Origin of the sequence: Pseudoalteromonas thalassia (assembly GCF_049257215.1) — a bacterium.
Lineage (GTDB): Bacteria > Pseudomonadota > Gammaproteobacteria > Enterobacterales > Alteromonadaceae > Pseudoalteromonas > Pseudoalteromonas lipolytica_C.
The window spans coordinates 159,439-174,874 of the sequence record NZ_JBMMUE010000008.1; the positions used below are offsets into that span (position 1 = coordinate 159,439).

General features: G+C 41.8%; 14 protein-coding genes and 10 tRNA genes. 20 read left to right on the forward strand and 4 right to left on the reverse strand.

Annotation, left to right across the window (positions count from 1 at the left end; genetic code table 11):
• Positions 1 to 41 precede the first annotated feature (41 nt).
• The 3 genes from prmC to hemA are packed head-to-tail and all read right to left on the reverse strand — an operon-like array spanning position 42 to position 3,236.
• Positions 42 to 884, reverse strand: coding sequence for a peptide chain release factor N(5)-glutamine methyltransferase (gene prmC / locus AAEU31_RS11505; RefSeq protein WP_421967272.1), 843 nt, complete (start codon positions 882 to 884; stop codon positions 42 to 44).
• A gap of 2 nt (positions 885 to 886) precedes the next feature.
• Positions 887 to 1,972 (reverse strand): peptide chain release factor 1, encoded by a 1,086-nt coding sequence (gene prfA, locus AAEU31_RS11510; RefSeq protein ID WP_135924142.1) that lies wholly within the window; start codon positions 1,970 to 1,972, stop codon positions 887 to 889.
• Positions 1,973 to 1,979: 7 nt separating this feature from the next.
• Complete coding sequence (hemA, locus tag AAEU31_RS11515) at positions 1,980 to 3,236, reverse strand: glutamyl-tRNA reductase (protein WP_171040414.1); 1,257 nt, start codon at positions 3,234 to 3,236, stop codon at positions 1,980 to 1,982.
• 83 nt (positions 3,237 to 3,319) lie between these two features.
• Here hemA and lolB point away from each other — a divergent pair, with 83 nt between their 5' ends.
• From lolB to AAEU31_RS11600, 17 genes are all read left to right on the forward strand, one after another.
• Entirely contained in the window at positions 3,320 to 3,907 is a 588-nt protein-coding gene (gene lolB / locus AAEU31_RS11520) for a lipoprotein insertase outer membrane protein LolB (protein ID WP_421967273.1), read from the forward strand.
• Between the two features lie 2 nt (positions 3,908 to 3,909).
• Positions 3,910 to 4,776, forward strand: coding sequence for a 4-(cytidine 5'-diphospho)-2-C-methyl-D-erythritol kinase (ispE, locus tag AAEU31_RS11525; RefSeq protein ID WP_421967274.1), 867 nt, complete (start codon positions 3,910 to 3,912; stop codon positions 4,774 to 4,776).
• A 79-nt stretch (positions 4,777 to 4,855) separates the two neighbouring features.
• On the forward strand, positions 4,856 to 5,803 hold the full coding sequence (locus AAEU31_RS11530) for a ribose-phosphate pyrophosphokinase (RefSeq protein ID WP_135924138.1): 948 nt from the start codon (positions 4,856 to 4,858) through the stop codon (positions 5,801 to 5,803).
• A gap of 151 nt (positions 5,804 to 5,954) precedes the next feature.
• Entirely contained in the window at positions 5,955 to 6,566 is a 612-nt protein-coding gene (locus tag AAEU31_RS11535) for a 50S ribosomal protein L25/general stress protein Ctc (protein WP_135924137.1), read from the forward strand.
• Positions 6,567 to 6,585: 19 nt separating this feature from the next.
• A complete protein-coding gene (gene pth, locus AAEU31_RS11540) occupies positions 6,586 to 7,170 on the forward strand; it encodes an aminoacyl-tRNA hydrolase (protein ID WP_135924136.1) in 585 nt (194 codons plus the stop codon).
• Between the two features lie 34 nt (positions 7,171 to 7,204).
• On the forward strand, positions 7,205 to 8,296 hold the full coding sequence (gene ychF / locus AAEU31_RS11545) for a redox-regulated ATPase YchF (RefSeq protein WP_135924135.1): 1,092 nt from the start codon (positions 7,205 to 7,207) through the stop codon (positions 8,294 to 8,296).
• A gap of 638 nt (positions 8,297 to 8,934) precedes the next feature.
• Positions 8,935 to 9,011, forward strand: a tRNA-Met gene (locus AAEU31_RS11550).
• 61 nt (positions 9,012 to 9,072) lie between these two features.
• Positions 9,073 to 9,157 (forward strand) — tRNA-Leu (locus tag AAEU31_RS11555).
• Between the two features lie 36 nt (positions 9,158 to 9,193).
• Positions 9,194 to 9,268: transfer RNA gene (locus AAEU31_RS11560), tRNA-Gln, on the forward strand.
• A 4-nt stretch (positions 9,269 to 9,272) separates the two neighbouring features.
• Positions 9,273 to 9,349 (forward strand) — tRNA-Met (locus tag AAEU31_RS11565).
• A gap of 87 nt (positions 9,350 to 9,436) precedes the next feature.
• Positions 9,437 to 9,521: transfer RNA gene (locus tag AAEU31_RS11570), tRNA-Leu, on the forward strand.
• A gap of 40 nt (positions 9,522 to 9,561) precedes the next feature.
• A tRNA-Gln gene (locus AAEU31_RS11575) sits at positions 9,562 to 9,636 on the forward strand.
• A 71-nt stretch (positions 9,637 to 9,707) separates the two neighbouring features.
• Positions 9,708 to 9,792: transfer RNA gene (locus tag AAEU31_RS11580), tRNA-Leu, on the forward strand.
• A gap of 40 nt (positions 9,793 to 9,832) precedes the next feature.
• A tRNA-Gln gene (locus AAEU31_RS11585) sits at positions 9,833 to 9,907 on the forward strand.
• 147 nt (positions 9,908 to 10,054) lie between these two features.
• Positions 10,055 to 10,139: transfer RNA gene (locus tag AAEU31_RS11590), tRNA-Leu, on the forward strand.
• Between the two features lie 38 nt (positions 10,140 to 10,177).
• Positions 10,178 to 10,252, forward strand: a tRNA-Gln gene (locus tag AAEU31_RS11595).
• A gap of 284 nt (positions 10,253 to 10,536) precedes the next feature.
• Positions 10,537 to 10,938 carry a hypothetical protein gene (locus tag AAEU31_RS11600; RefSeq protein ID WP_138558631.1) on the forward strand — a complete coding sequence of 134 codons (402 nt, stop codon included), beginning with the start codon at positions 10,537 to 10,539 and terminating at the stop codon, positions 10,936 to 10,938.
• A 70-nt stretch (positions 10,939 to 11,008) separates the two neighbouring features.
• Here the strand turns inward: AAEU31_RS11600 and AAEU31_RS11605 are convergent, their stop codons facing one another.
• Entirely contained in the window at positions 11,009 to 12,178 is a 1,170-nt protein-coding gene (locus tag AAEU31_RS11605; protein ID WP_421967275.1) for an FAD-dependent oxidoreductase, read from the reverse strand.
• Positions 12,179 to 12,436: 258 nt separating this feature from the next.
• On the opposite strand from AAEU31_RS11605, the gene miaB reads away from it, so the two are divergent.
• From miaB to ybeY, 3 genes are read left to right on the forward strand one after another with little or no spacing between them, the layout of a single operon-like run.
• Positions 12,437 to 13,882 (forward strand): tRNA (N6-isopentenyl adenosine(37)-C2)-methylthiotransferase MiaB, encoded by a 1,446-nt coding sequence (gene miaB / locus AAEU31_RS11610; RefSeq protein ID WP_421967276.1) that lies wholly within the window; start codon positions 12,437 to 12,439, stop codon positions 13,880 to 13,882.
• A gap of 48 nt (positions 13,883 to 13,930) precedes the next feature.
• Complete coding sequence (locus tag AAEU31_RS11615; RefSeq protein ID WP_135924132.1) at positions 13,931 to 14,983, forward strand: PhoH family protein; 1,053 nt, start codon at positions 13,931 to 13,933, stop codon at positions 14,981 to 14,983.
• Positions 14,980 to 15,435 carry an rRNA maturation RNase YbeY gene (gene ybeY, locus AAEU31_RS11620; protein ID WP_054551659.1) on the forward strand — a complete coding sequence of 152 codons (456 nt, stop codon included), beginning with the start codon at positions 14,980 to 14,982 and terminating at the stop codon, positions 15,433 to 15,435. Before AAEU31_RS11615 ends, ybeY begins: the two co-directional genes overlap by 4 nt.
• The last annotated feature ends 1 nt before the right edge of the window (position 15,436 follow it).

Here is a 15,436-nt window from a genome sequence, read left to right on the forward strand (position 1 = left end):
AGGGATCCTCAAAGGCTATGTACGCACAAGCCTTTTTGTTATTATTTAGGCCATTGTGCAAGTGTTACACGGTCATTACCGCCAAGATCTTTAATTGTAAGTATATGGCTATACGACATTTGTGCAAAAAAATCTTGAACTTTTGCCCGTTGCTGGTAGCCATGTTCAATTAAAAGATAGCCATTTGTTGCTAAATAGTCACGCGCCATAGTAATTATTTGTTTGATGTCAGCCATACCGTCATCATCTGCGACTAATGCAGATAAAGGTTCAAAGCGCACATCTCCACGGCTCAAATGGTCATCATCATGTTCAATATACGGCGGATTGCTGACAATTAGGTCAAACTTTTCTTTTTTTACTGCACTAAACCAATTACTCAATGCGAAATGAGCATTGTGAATGTTTAGTCGTTGTTTATTTTCTTCAGCTAGTGCGACTGCATCAGCGACCCTATCGACTCCAGTAACCTGCCAAGTTGGCATTTCGCTGGCTAGCGCAAGGGCAATAGCCCCTGTCCCTGTGCCTAAATCAAGCACCTTAGCACTTGCTGGTAATTCTAAACCTAAAGCATATTCAACTAAGGTTTCGGTATCAGGTCTTGGGATCAAGGTTGTTGGATTGACCTTTAAAGGAAGGCTCCAGAATTCACGAAAGCCAACAATATGAGCAACTGGCTCGCCGTTTAAGCGGCGCTGGCATGCTTGTTCAAAAGCAAGTTGTTGCTGTTCGGTAAGTTGTTTTTCTGGCCAAGTGAATAAATAACTGCGGGGTTTATCAAGAATGGATAATAACAATACTTGCGCGTCAAGTTTGCCGCTGTCACTGCTAGGCGTTAATAACGCCGTCGCAGTAACAAGTGCTTGTTCTATGCTTTGCGGCACGATTATTCATCGCCCATCGCAGCAAGTAAGTCAGCTTGGTGTTCTTGCATTAGTGGCTCAATGACACAGCCTAAATCACCTGCAACCACTTCATTTAAGCGATAAAGTGTTAAGTTAATGCGGTGATCTGTAATACGACCTTGTGGGTAGTTGTAAGTACGGATACGCTCAGAGCGGTCACCACTGCCCACTAAGTTACGACGTTCTGACGCCTCAGCCGCTTGACGCTTTTCATCTTCAGCTTGTTGTAAACGAGCACCAAGTACAGACATTGCTTTAGCACGGTTTTTATGCTGTGAACGTTCATCCTGACACTCTACAACCACACCTGTTGGAATGTGAGTAATACGAATAGCTGAATCTGTTTTATTTACGTGCTGACCACCAGCACCCGATGCACGGAACGTATCGACTTTAATATCTGCAGGGTTAATCTCAATTGCTTCTGCTTCAGGAATTTCAGCCATCACTGCCACGGTACAAGCAGATGTATGAACACGACCTTGCGATTCAGTCTCTGGTACACGTTGAACACGGTGAGCACCCGATTCAAACTTCAGCTGACCATACACGCCTTCACCAGAGATGTGCGCGATGACTTCTTTATAACCGCCATGTTCACCTTCGTTAGTACTTACTACTTCAACTTTCCACTTTTTAGTTTCTGCGTAGCGGCTGTACATACGGAATAAATCACCAGCGAAAATAGCAGCTTCATCACCACCAGTACCAGCACGAACCTCTAAATAGACATTATTATTGTCTTTCGGGTCTTTTGGTAACATCAGAATTTGGATTTCGTCTTCTAATTCGGTGATTTGTGCTTTTGCTTCTTTATATTCTTCTTGCGCCATTTCACGCATGTCAGGATCAGAGTCTTTTAGCATCTCTTCAGCCGTAGCAACATCATCTTGTGCTTGTTGATAGGCTAAAAACGCTTTTACGATTTCTTCTAATTCTGAGTATTCTTTAGATAAGGCACGAAAGCGATTTTGGTCGCTGATCACAGAGGGGTCGCTTAGCAGCGCTTGCACTTCCTCATAACGCTCAACTAAGGTTTCTAATTTTCTATAAACAGACTCTTTCATTTAACGACTATTCCTGATCAATACCTAACATTTTCTTTAATTGGCTTAACTCGGCTGCTTCACCTTTTTTAGCAGCATCTTGAATGGCACGGGTAGGTGCGTGCATCAAGCGGTTGGTCAGTTTATTTGCCAACTCGAGTATAACTTTTTCTGCCTCTTTGCCTGCTTGCAGCTGACTGAGGGCTTTTTCGACAAGTTCTGACTTTATATCTTGTACATCGTTGCGATAATGGCGAATCAAATCCACCGAATCGAGTGAACGCAACCACATAGCAAATTCATCGGTACGAGAGCGAATAATGGTTTGCGCTTGTTCGGCGGCCTGCTCTCGGGCGGCGATATTCTCGCTTACTATGGCTTGTAAGTCATCAACTGAATACAAATAGGCGGCATCTAATTCGCCTACTTGACTCTCGATATCGCGTGGAACTGCAATATCTATAAATAACATTGGTTTATGGCGACGCTTTTTTAGCGCTTGCTCTACTACCCCTTTACCAATAATAGGTAAGGTACTTGCCGTTGAACTAATTACGATATCCGCATCGTGAAGGCGCTCAGGTAGCTGGGCAAGTGCAATCACATCTGCGTTGACATCGCTGGCAAGGGTCTTAGCACGTTCAATAGTTCTGTTGGCAACAGTAATTTTTTGCGGATTATTTTGGTACAGATGTTTAGCAACCAACTCTATTGTTTCACCAGCACCAATAAGCAGTACATTGGTTTTATCTAACTTGCCATATATGTGCTTAGCTAAATTAACCGCTGCGTAGGCAACCGAAACAGCGCTGGCACCGATATCGGTTTCAGTACGAACCTGCTTTGCTACCGAAAAGGTTTTTTGAAACAAGCGATCGAATGTCACACCGATTGCATCGTGAGTCTTTGCATTGTGATAGGCTTGTTTTATTTGCCCTAAAATTTGTGGCTCACCAAGCACCAGTGAATCTAAACCACAAGATACTCGCATTAAATGATTAATGGCTTCGGTACCTTCGTGATAATAGATGTTGTTGCTCAGTTCTTGTTCATCCAAACCATGGAAACTGGCTAACCAGTGCAACAAGGTTTGGGAATTACGCTCGGCAAGGCTACAATAGATTTCAGTTCGGTTGCAGGTCGAAACAATGACCGCTTCATTGAAATGCGCATGGCCACTTAATTGTTGTAACGCCTCAGACATTTGCTCAGGCGAAAACGCAACTTTTTCGCGTAATTCTACGGATGCGGTTTTGTGATTTATACCAAGTGCTACGATGGTCATATGTACCAAATATTGCTAAGCCCAGCTGTAAAGGCATTAATTTTACCAAAAATCAGCGGAATATGGAAAGTAAGGAACGACATTTGATTAAACAATATTTGATTTTATTCATATTTTTTTTATTTATCAGCGGTTGTGCGCAAAAAATTTCAACGGTTGATTACATTTACCCTGATTGGAAAACCCGCCTAGACCAACGGACTCAGTGGCAAGTACAAGGTAAAATGGCGTTTATCAGCACCGAGCAACGCCAATCAGCCAATTTAAATTGGCAACATGATGAACGCAACAGTGACATGGTTCTAACTAGCTTTATTGGCACACGCATTCTGTCTTTACAGCAAAACCCTCAAGGTGCTGTTTTAGAGTATGATGGCGACACCTACACAGATCAGGATGCATCTAGACTACTTTACCGGTTAACAGGCTTTTCAATTCCATTAGATAATGCCGCAAAATGGCTAAAAGGTACTGCACAGAATGAGCAAGCATCATTCGATGAACAAGGTCGTTTAAAAACACTGCTTTGGCAAGCAGAGAATGGTCAACAATGGCAGATTACCTATGCAAATTATCGCAAGCAAGATGGTTATTGGTTGCCAGAAAAACTGACTTTAAAAAATCAACATATTCGTATTAAAATTCAACTTAATGATTGGCAGTTACATTAATCATGACACACATTTTAAAGCCCCCTATCACATTAATCGCACCCGCTAAACTAAACCTATTTTTGCATATTAATGGTCGTCGCGATGATGGCTACCATGAGCTTGAAACCTTATTTACCTTTTTAGAATTTGGTGATGACTTAACATTTACAGTGACCCATGAACCCGATATCACTGTCATTGGCGATACAAACGGCATTGCTTTAACAGACAACCTTATATATAAGGCAGCTCGTTTATTACAGCAGCATTGTGGTTGCCAACAAGGTGCGACTATCGAGCTATTAAAACGTTTACCGATGGGCGGTGGTGTTGGTGGCGGTTCATCCGATGCGGCTACGACCCTACTTGCTCTCAATAAGTTGTGGGAGTGCGATTTATCGCTCGAAGAATTAGCTAAACTTGGGGTGACGCTTGGAGCCGATGTACCAGTGTTTATAAATGGCCACACAGCAATTGCTCATGGTATTGGCGAGCAGCTAGAAAATGTAGAATTACCGCAAAGTTGGTTTTGTGTAATACATCCTGGGGAGCATGTCAGCACCGCGAAAATTTTTACCCATCCTGATTTAAAACGTGACACACCCAAGTTAAAAGTAGACTGGCAAACGGAAAATTTAGGCAATGATTGTGAGCCTTTGGTTAAAAAGCTCTGCCCCGAGGTTGAAAAAGTCCTGCAGTGGTTGTTAAAATACGCCCCGTCAAAGATGACTGGTACGGGCGCTTGTTGCTTTGCTGAGTTTTCAACCCAGGCACAAGCACAACAAGTTTTAGCTCAGTTACCAGATAAATGGACAGGTTTTGTTGCAAGTAGTGCTACACTTTCACCTGCTCATAAAGCATTAAATGCTCACTTTGCTATGAAGTAACGTACAAGTAAATGTTAACCTGCTTTGGTGTCTACCATAGCCTGTTAGTCCCAAAATTCAGTGCCTGAGGAACCCTACCGTGCCTGACATGAAGCTCTTCGCTGGTAACGCAACACCTGAGCTAGCTCAAAAAGTTGCAAAACGTTTGTATATTGAATTAGGCGATGCTGTTGTTGGCCGTTTTAGTGACGGTGAGATCAGTGTTCAAATTAATGAAAATGTTCGTGGTTCTGACGTTTTCATCATTCAATCAACCTGTAACCCTACTAACGATAACTTAATGGAGCTTATCGTTATGGTTGATGCCCTTCGTCGTGCATCTGCTGGTCGTATCACAGCAGTTATTCCATACTTTGGTTATTCACGTCAAGACCGCCGTGTGCGCTCTGCTCGTGTGCCAATTACTGCTAAAGTTGTTGCAGACTTCCTTTCTAGTGTTGGTGTTGACCGCGTATTGACGGTTGATTTACACGCTGAACAAATTCAAGGTTTCTTCGACGTACCAGTTGATAACGTATTCGGTAGCCCAGTGCTATTAGAAGATATGAAAGAACGCGACTTCGATGACGTTGTTGTTGTTTCTCCAGATATCGGTGGTGTTGTTCGTGCTCGTGCTATTGCGAAGCTATTAAATGACACTGACCTAGCTATTATCGACAAGCGCCGCCCACAAGCAAACGTTTCACAAGTAATGCACATTATTGGTGACGTTGAAGGCCGCGACTGTATCATCGTTGATGACATGATCGATACCGGTGGTACATTATGTAAAGCCGCTGCTGCTCTTAAAGAGCATGGTGCTAAACGTGTATTTGCATATGCAACTCACCCTGTGCTTTCAGGTAATGCCGCTGAAAACATCCGTAACTCAGTAATTGACGAAGTGATTGTAACTGACTCAATTACATTATCTGATGAGCTTAAAGCAATTGATAAAATCAAAGTGCTTACGCTTGCAGATATGCTTGCTGAAACAATTCGTCGTATCAGCAATGAAGAATCTATCTCAGCGATGTTTGAACACTAATCAACAACGCGAAGATATTCAAAAAGCACCGTCTAGGTGCTTTTTTTGTAGTCGTTATTTATTTTCCCCGAAAGGGGTGGTATGATAGCGCGCCTTTTGGCTGGGGACCTTGGTCGCAAAGGCCCTAAGACTATTAATTATTGGAGACATTATGTCAACTTATACATACAATGCAGAATTACGTACAGAAACAGGTACTGGTGCGAGCCGCCGCCTACGCCGTGAAGATAAAGTTCCTGCAATCCTTTACGGTGCTGACAAAGAAGCTGCATCTATCGTTCTTGCACACAAAGATATGATCAAAGCGCAAGAAGACGAAGGTTTCTACACGCACATCCTTACTTTAAACATCGGTGGCGAGTCAGTTGAAGCTATCCTTAAAGATATTCAACGTCACCCATTCAAGCCTAAGATCACTCACTTAGACTTCCAACGTGTAGATGCTTCTCACAAACTTCACACTAAAGTGCCAGTACACTTCATCGGTGAAGAGAAAGTAACTAAAGCAGGTAACACTGTTGTTCACCAATTAACTGAAATCGAAATCACGTGTCTTCCTAAGTCACTTCCTGAGTTCGTTGAAGTTGACGTTGCAGGCTTAGTAGCTGGTGATTCAATCCACCTTTCTGACCTTAAACTACCAGCAGGTGTTACATCTGTTGAGCTAGCTAAAGGCGCAGACCACGATCAGTCAATTGTTACTGTTAAAGCTAACAAAGCTGCTCCTGCTGAAGACGAAGCTTCAGAAGACGCTGCAGAATAATTTTTAAGGTGTCAACACCTTGAATTCTATTCAAATGCTTGTGGGCCTGGCTAATCCAGGCCCCGAATACGCAAACACACGCCATAATGCAGGTGCCTGGTTCATCGAAGAACTTGCTGCACGTTATAACTGCACACTCAAACACGATCCTAAATATCATGGCCTAACAGGCAAAGTGATCATTCAAGGCCAAGAATTTAAATTACTGATCCCTACTACTTATATGAACTTAAGCGGTAAGGCGGTGAGTAGTCTCGCTAATTTCTTTAAAATTCCTGTCGAAAATATCCTCGTCGCACATGACGAAATGGATCTCGAACCCGGGATTGCTAAACTAAAAAAAGGTGGCGGTCATGGCGGCCACAATGGTTTAAAAGACATTATAGCGAAAATGGCAAACCAAAAAGATTTCATGCGCCTTCGTATTGGCATTGGTCATCCTGGTCACCGTGAAATGGTTACGGGCTGGGTACTGGGTAAAGCCGCGAAAGAAGACCAAGAAAAAATGGATGCCGCAGTTGACGAAGCAGTTCGTTGTATGGAAATTCTTGCAAAAGATGGTGTGTTAAAAGCACAAAACAGACTACATTCATTTAAACCTTAAATCGTTTATTTGAAATTACACAAGGTATCTTACTATGGGTTTTAAATGTGGCATCGTTGGTTTGCCAAATGTTGGTAAATCAACACTATTTAATGCACTAACTAAAGCGGGTATTGAAGCCGCTAACTTCCCTTTCTGTACCATTGAGCCAAACACTGGCGTGGTTCCGGTTCCTGATGCACGCTTAAATGCGTTAGCTGCTATTGTAAATCCTCAGCGTATTTTACCAACAACGATGGAATTCGTTGATATTGCAGGTCTAGTAAAAGGCGCATCTAAAGGTGAAGGTTTAGGTAATCAGTTCCTTGCAAACATTCGTGAAACTGACGCGATTGGCCATGTTGTTCGTTGCTTTGAAGATGAGAACATCGTACACGTAGCAGGCACTATTGACCCTGCAGATGATATTGATGTTATTAATACTGAGTTAGTATTAGCCGATATGGATAGTGCCGATAAAGCACTTGTTCGTAACGCTAAAAAGGCAAAAGGCGGCGATAAAGACGCTAAAGAGCAAAATGCAGTACTTGAAAAGGTAAAAGCACACCTTGATGAAGGTTTAACTCTTCGTTCATTAGAGTTAACAAAAGAAGAAAAAGCAGCAATTAAGCCACTTAACTTCTTAACGATTAAACCGACTATGTACATTGCAAACGTTGCTGAAGATGGTTTTGAAAATAATCCATACCTAGACAAAGTTCGTGAAATCGCTGCTGCAGAAGATGCCGTTGTGATCCCAGTTTGTGCGGCTATCGAATCTGAACTGTCTGAGCTTGAAGAAGAAGACAAGTTAGAGTTTATGGCTGACCTAGGTTTAGAAGAGCCTGGTCTTAACTTAGTGATCCGTGGTGGTTACGAGTTACTTAAGTTACAAACTTACTTCACCGCTGGTGTAAAAGAAGTACGTGCATGGACAATTCCAGTAGGTGCAACTGCGCCTCAAGCTGCAGGTAAAATTCACACTGACTTTGAGCGTGGCTTCATCCGAGCACAAACTATCGCTTTTGATGATTATATCGAGTACAAAGGTGAAAGCGGTGCAAAAGAAGCAGGTAAAATGCGCCAAGAAGGTAAAGAGTACATTGTTAAAGACGGCGATGTAATGAACTTCTTATTCAATGTATAAGCTACTTCGCTGATAAAATTTTAAAAGGCTCGTTACTACGAGCCTTTTTTATTGCTTATCATCTTTTAAACTTGCTACTAATCACCATATCATTTGTCACTCCTAGCTATTAGCTAGATTTAACCGTCTATTCCACGCAATGAACGCTTATCACGAACTTGGCAAATTGGTATTAGCGCCGATACAGCCAAACATAATTTGACAGAGGATTAAGGATATTAGTGCTGGATTGTTCCGCTGTTAGTTGATTTACTACCAAACCACGTCTTTACTTAAAGAAACAAAGATCGAAATCGAGTGCTCTTTTAGCTGCAATCACTTTAAGAAATAAGTTCTTCTGTTGTTTTTAACAAGCAAACATCCTATAAAAAGAAATTATCTATTTTTGTTGCTTGATTTTTGTTTGAAAATCAAGCAACTTAAAATCAGTATTAAAACAGTTACAAAACACATTGCAGTTTTAAATTGGTAAATAGCAGTCAAAAAAACAGCAATTCAAATGAAATTTAGCCACTTAGCTTAATTTTAATGCAAACAAACACTGATAAGCGTTTTTTTGCAAAAAAGGTGTTGACGGATTTAGGTCATATCAGCATAATACGCCCCGCACTCAGCGATGAAGTGCTAACAAAAAAGATGGCTAAGTAGCTCAGTTGGTTAGAGCACATCACTCATAATGATGGGGTCACAGGTTCAAATCCCGTCTTAGCCACCATTCTTTCTTGTTGCTCAATGAAGAGTTTAAAATAACTACCAGTACTTTTAGTACGAATGATGCGGGAGTGGCGGAATTGGTAGACGCGCTGGATTTAGGTTCCAGTAACTTCGGTTGTGAGAGTTCAAGTCTCTCCTTCCGCACCATGTTCTTGATAAGAACTAAAACTATCAAGCTTTTGTTGGGATATCGCCAAGCGGTAAGGCAGCAGGTTTTGATCCTGCCATTCCCAGGTTCAAATCCTGGTATCCCAGCCACGATGGCTAAGTAGCTCAGTTGGTTAGAGCACATCACTCATAATGATGGGGTCACAGGTTCAAATCCCGTCTTAGCCACCATTCTTTATTTAGAATGGCTCTGCAGGAGTTTAAGCTGCACTCAATGAAGAGTTTAAAATAACTACCAGTACTTTTAGTACGAATGATGCGGGAGTGGCGGAATTGGTAGACGCGCTGGATTTAGGTTCCAGTAACTTCGGTTGTGAGAGTTCAAGTCTCTCCTTCCGCACCATGTTCTTGATAAGAACTAAAACTATCAAACTATTCTTTGTTGGGATATCGCCAAGCGGTAAGGCAGCAGGTTTTGATCCTGCCATTCCCAGGTTCAAATCCTGGTATCCCAGCCACTTTCTTAAAGTGACGAAGAATGCTCAATGAAGAGCTTAAAATAACTACCAGTACATTTAGTACAAATGATGCGGGAGTGGCGGAATTGGTAGACGCGCTGGATTTAGGTTCCAGTAACTTCGGTTGTGAGAGTTCAAGTCTCTCCTTCCGCACCATGTTCTTGATAAGAACCCAAACTATCAAATTATTCTTTGTTGGGATATCGCCAAGCGGTAAGGCAGCAGGTTTTGATCCTGCCATTCCCAGGTTCAAATCCTGGTATCCCAGCCACTTTCTCTACCAAGAGAGTGAATAAGAAAACTCAAGCTAAGAGTTTAAATTAGCAAACCCTATGATGCGGGAGTGGCGGAATTGGCTGGTGTCTTGATTAGACGCTGGATTTAGGTTCCATTACTATACACTTGCATCACACTATGTGCGGGAGTGGCGGAATTGGTAGACGCGCTGGATTTAGGTTCCAGTAACTTCGGTTGTGAGAGTTCAAGTCTCTCCTTCCGCACCATGTTCTTAAGTAGAACTAAAACTCTTCAAGTTTAGCGTTGGGATATCGCCAAGCGGTAAGGCAGCAGGTTTTGATCCTGCCATTCCCAGGTTCAAATCCTGGTATCCCAGCCAACTTACTTCCTTTTCTAATTTCTATTTCCTGATTTCAAACACCTAACTTCAAATACCTAACTTCATATACTTAACTTCATATACTTAACTTCATATACCTAACTTCATATACCTAACTTCATATACCTAACTTCATATACCTAACTTCTAACTGAATAAATAGGCTTCAATAATAAAGAATCACAAAAATTAACTTTTATGCAACTTTTTATTGACAAAAGTACCCTTATTGATACTCTAAAAGTGCTCAAAAAACGAGCTAACACTCTAATAAGGAAAGTTATATGAAAAAGTTATTTACAATTTTAACTCTAATAAGTGGTCTATTCACTGCTAATGCTTTTGCAAACTCTGTATCATGCTACGTAGATACAATGGCCTACGATAACTACACCCAGAATCGTTGTTTTGGTGGTGAGACTAATCCTAACTGGGCACCAAAGGTTGCTTTCAAAGTTAATACCTCAAAAGATGTTTCACGCGTTGAGTGGGTATTTAGTGGTACTTATAATAGTGCAAGCGTTGCTGATTGTACTGGCACTACTTGTATAGTCGATGTATTCAAGGTTGAAAGCTCAGTAAGGGGATGTGTAGATAAGATTTATTACACCGACTACACTTGGGCTGATGTAAATTGGTGTGCTGATGCAGAGTATATGTACTCTAGAAGTGGCACTTGGAATTAAGATAGCTCGTAAAGTACAAGTGCTACCAAGGCACTTGTACTTCAAAATTAAAAAATATCTATATGGCGCTCTAACTTAATGTCCCGCTTATCGCATATTTCAATACCCAATTTTTTGCAGGGCCTTTATTATTGGCTAATTTCAAGAACTTGCTCCGCGCCCAACTGAGTGGTTTTATTTCATTTGAAAAACCAAAATAGCATGCATCCATCATACTCATCATGAGTAAATTCGCATGACGACGTTTTTTCTCATATTGTTTTAATAATTGATGTTGACCCACGTCTTCTTGATCTTCCAAAATATCCGCCAATGCAACCACATCTTGAAAGCCTAAGTTTACGCCTTGACCTGCAAGAGGATTAATTGTGTGCGCTGAATCACCCACAAGTACTAAACGCCCTTGTGAGTAATCATTGGCGTGTTGTCTGGCAAGAGGGAAAACAGCATGCTCAAGTAATTCAAAGTCACCCGGTAGTTGAGGGAAATATGCAATGAGCTTTGCTTTAAGTTCTTCATTAGAAAGTTTTTGCCATTGCTTTAAAACTGCTGCGTCGTGGTAACAAATTAAATTTGCATAAGGTGCTTGCATAGGTAAAAACGCGACAGGTCCGGTTGGAGTAAATTGCTGCCACGTTTTTACTTGTTGAGGAGCATCCAGTTTTATTAATACACCCATACAATGTTGAGCATACTGCCAACCAGTTACACCTAATCCAGCTTTGGTGCGCAATTGTGATTGACCACCATCAGCCGCAATGACTAAATCTGCCGTATAGTGTGTATCACCATAATGCAGAGTGATTGAATCGTCAGTTTGATTTATATCGGTTACAGGAGTCTTTTGCTCGATAACCTCAATATTGTAATCAGCAAATTGTTGCCATAGACTCGCCTGAATTAAGCTATTTTCAATTAAATGGCCTAAATGTGTCTCGCCAATATCTTTACAATCAAATAATAAGCTCTCATCTTGCTGTTGATACGCTTCTAGTTGTTGATAAGGTGCGATTCGGTTTTTTCGCAATAATGGCATTGCCCCAAGCTCATCAAGTAGGTGCTCTGAAAAACGATTAATAGCCGAAATACGAATATCCACTTTATCTGAGCTAAGAATACTATCCGCATCAATAAGGTGCTTTTCAATAATCGTGACATCACTCCCCTGCTGCGCCAATTTTATGGCTGTAGCAGCACCTACCATGCCACCTCCAACAACAATTATCTTATTTTTATTCATTTAATATTCGCTCATTTGGCTATTTAAATACCCGGCAAATTGTAACGTAATTCAATAAACAGTGTCAGTGCATTTAATACTTAAGAATTTCAAATCAGGGACTTGTTTGATTTCACACCACAAAGATTAAAACTATACTTGGATCTGTGCGGGTATCCAGCTAAAATACGCGTCCTTTAAGTCGGCATAATTGCCACTTAATCCTGTTTCTAACACATTTTTGTGTCACTACCGAATTGAAAACGAGGCTATATTTCAATGAGTAAAAAGCTGCATATTAAAACCTGGGGTTGTCAGATGAACGAGTACGACTCTCAGAAAATGGCTGATCTACTAGATGCGACAAACGGCTATCAGTTAACTGAAGAAGCTGAAGACGCTGACGTGATCTTACTCAATACCTGTTCAATCCGTGAAAAGGCACAAGAAAAAGTGTTCCATCAGCTTGGTCGTTGGAAGTTATTAAAAGATGACAGGCCAGACTTAATCATTGGTGTTGGTGGTTGTGTTGCATCGCAAGAAGGTGACTCAATTCGCCAACGCGCGCCATTTGTTGATGTGATCTTTGGCCCGCAAACATTACACCGCTTGCCAGAAATGATTAAGCAAGTGCAAAGTGGCGACAGCACATCTGTGGTTGACGTTTCATTCCCTGAAATTGAAAAATTTGACCGCTTACCTGAGCCAAAAGCAGAAGGTCCTACTGCATTTGTATCAATCATGGAAGGCTGCTCTAAGTACTGTACTTTCTGTGTAGTACCTTACACGCGTGGTGAAGAAGTAAGTCGTCCTTTAGATGATGTGCTCCTTGAAGTTGCGCAACTTGCAGAGCAAGGCGTGCGTGAAGTAAACCTTTTAGGTCAAAACGTAAATGCGTATCGCGGTGAAACACACGACGGTGAGATTTGTTACTTCTCTGACCTACTACGTTATGTTGCAGCGATTGACGGCATTGACCGTATTCGTTACACCACCTCACACCCAGTAGAGTTTACACCAGACATCATCGATGCATACGCTGATGTGCCAGAGCTTGTTGATCACTTACATTTACCAGTACAAAGTGGCTCTGACCGTATTCTTAACCTGATGAAACGTGGTCATACAGCGCTTGAGTATAAATCGACGATTCGTAAATTACGTAAAATTCGCCCTAACCTAAGCATGTCATCAGACTTCATCATTGGTTTCCCTGGTGAAAGTAAAGCTGATTTTGAAGCAACTATGAACCTTATCAATGATATCGGTTTTGATATGAGCTTTAGCTTCATCTACAGTGCGCGCCCTGGCACACCTGCTGCCGATTTACCAGACGATGTGACTGAGCAAGAGAAAAAAGAGCGTTTATACCTATTACAAAACCGCATCACGCAAATGGCGCAGCAAATTAGCCGTCAAATGTTTGGTACTGAACAACGTATCCTGGTAGAAGGTCCTTCTAAGAAGAACCCAATGGAATTACGTGGCCGTACAGAAAACAATCGTGTAGTGAACTTCGAAGGCCCTCACTCAGTGATCGGTCAATTCGTTGATGTACGTATTACTGAAGCGTTGCCAAACTCTTTACGTGGTGAATTAATTCGTACAGAATCAGAGATGAATTTACGTCGTGATGTGGCGCCATCAGCAATTTTAAATAAAGCTGCCGAAGCTGAAGCCGCAGCTGCCCCTAACGAAATTGGCGTTGCTACTTTCGTACCTTAGGGAGACACTGGTGCTGGCACTGCCAGCACCCATGAATAGGAAGTAATTTTGAGTAATCAATTAAAAACATTAGAGATTTATTTAGAACCTGCCGACAACAAACGACTCTCTTCTTTATGTGGTCCGTTTGACGAAAACATTAAACAAATTGAACGCCGCCTAGGTGTTGAAATTGCCCACCGTGATAATTTTTTCAGAGTCACGGGTAAACTTCATTGCGCCGCAGCCAGCGTTGAAATCTTAAAAAACCTTTACATTGACACTCAACCTATTCGTGGTCAAATAGGCGAAATTGAACCTGATGCAGTGCATTTAGCAATTAGCGAATCGAATGCCCTAGAGCAAGATGAAAACCCGGGCGTGTACGGTAAAGACATGGTGATTAAAACACGCCGTGGCGTTATTAAACCACGCAACGATAACCAAGGCGTGTATGTTGCTAACATCCTGCATCACGATATTACCTTTGGTATCGGTCCCGCTGGTACAGGTAAAACTTATCTAGCCGTTGCAGCTGCTGTTGATGCCCTCGAGCGTCAAGAGATTCGCCGTATTTTATTAACGCGCCCTGCAGTTGAAGCTGGTGAGAAACTTGGCTTTTTACCGGGTGACTTAAGCCAAAAAATCGACCCGTACTTACGCCCACTTTACGATGCTTTATTCGAAATGCTGGGCTTTGAGCGTGTAGAAAAGCTAATTGAGAAAAACATCATTGAAGTGGCCCCACTTGCTTACATGCGTGGTCGTACATTAAATGATGCCTTTATTATTCTTGATGAAAGCCAAAACACCACCGCAGAACAAATGAAAATGTTCTTAACCCGTATTGGTTTTAATTCAAAAGCAGTGATCACAGGCGATATCACACAAGTTGACTTACCACGTGGTGCTCGCTCTGGGCTTCGTCATGCTATTGAGGTATTAAACGGCGTAGATGAAATTAGTTTTAATTTCTTCCAATCACACGATGTCGTGCGCCACCCTGTTGTTGCACGTATCGTAGAAGCCTATGAGCGCAATGATGAAGCTGAGCGTTTAAAACGCGCAGAAAAGCAACGTGCAAAAGAAGCACAAGCAAACCAACAAGAAGCAAACTCGTGACCGAATTAGATTTACAAATAGCCTGTGAGTTTGACGACTTACCTAGCTTTGAACAATTCCAACTATGGGCTGATAAAGCCCTTAGTAACTACCGTGAAGACGCTGAGCTTACTATCGTCATAAGCGACGAAGCACAAAGCCAGCAGCTCAATAATGATTACCGTGGAAAAGATAAACCGACTAATGTCTTATCGTTTCCATTTGAAGCACCACCGGGTATTGAGTTACCTTTAGTGGGTGATTTAATCATTTGTCCGGCCATTGTTTTGGCCGAATCAATTGAGCAAGAAAAGACCTTTCATGACCATTTTGCCCATATGGTGATCCATGGATGCTTGCATTTACTTGGATTTGACCATATAAAGGACGAAGATGCACTCGAAATGGAAAGCATAGAAAAGCAATTACTTGCTGATCTGAACATCGCAGACCCATATCGAGACGATATTTAAA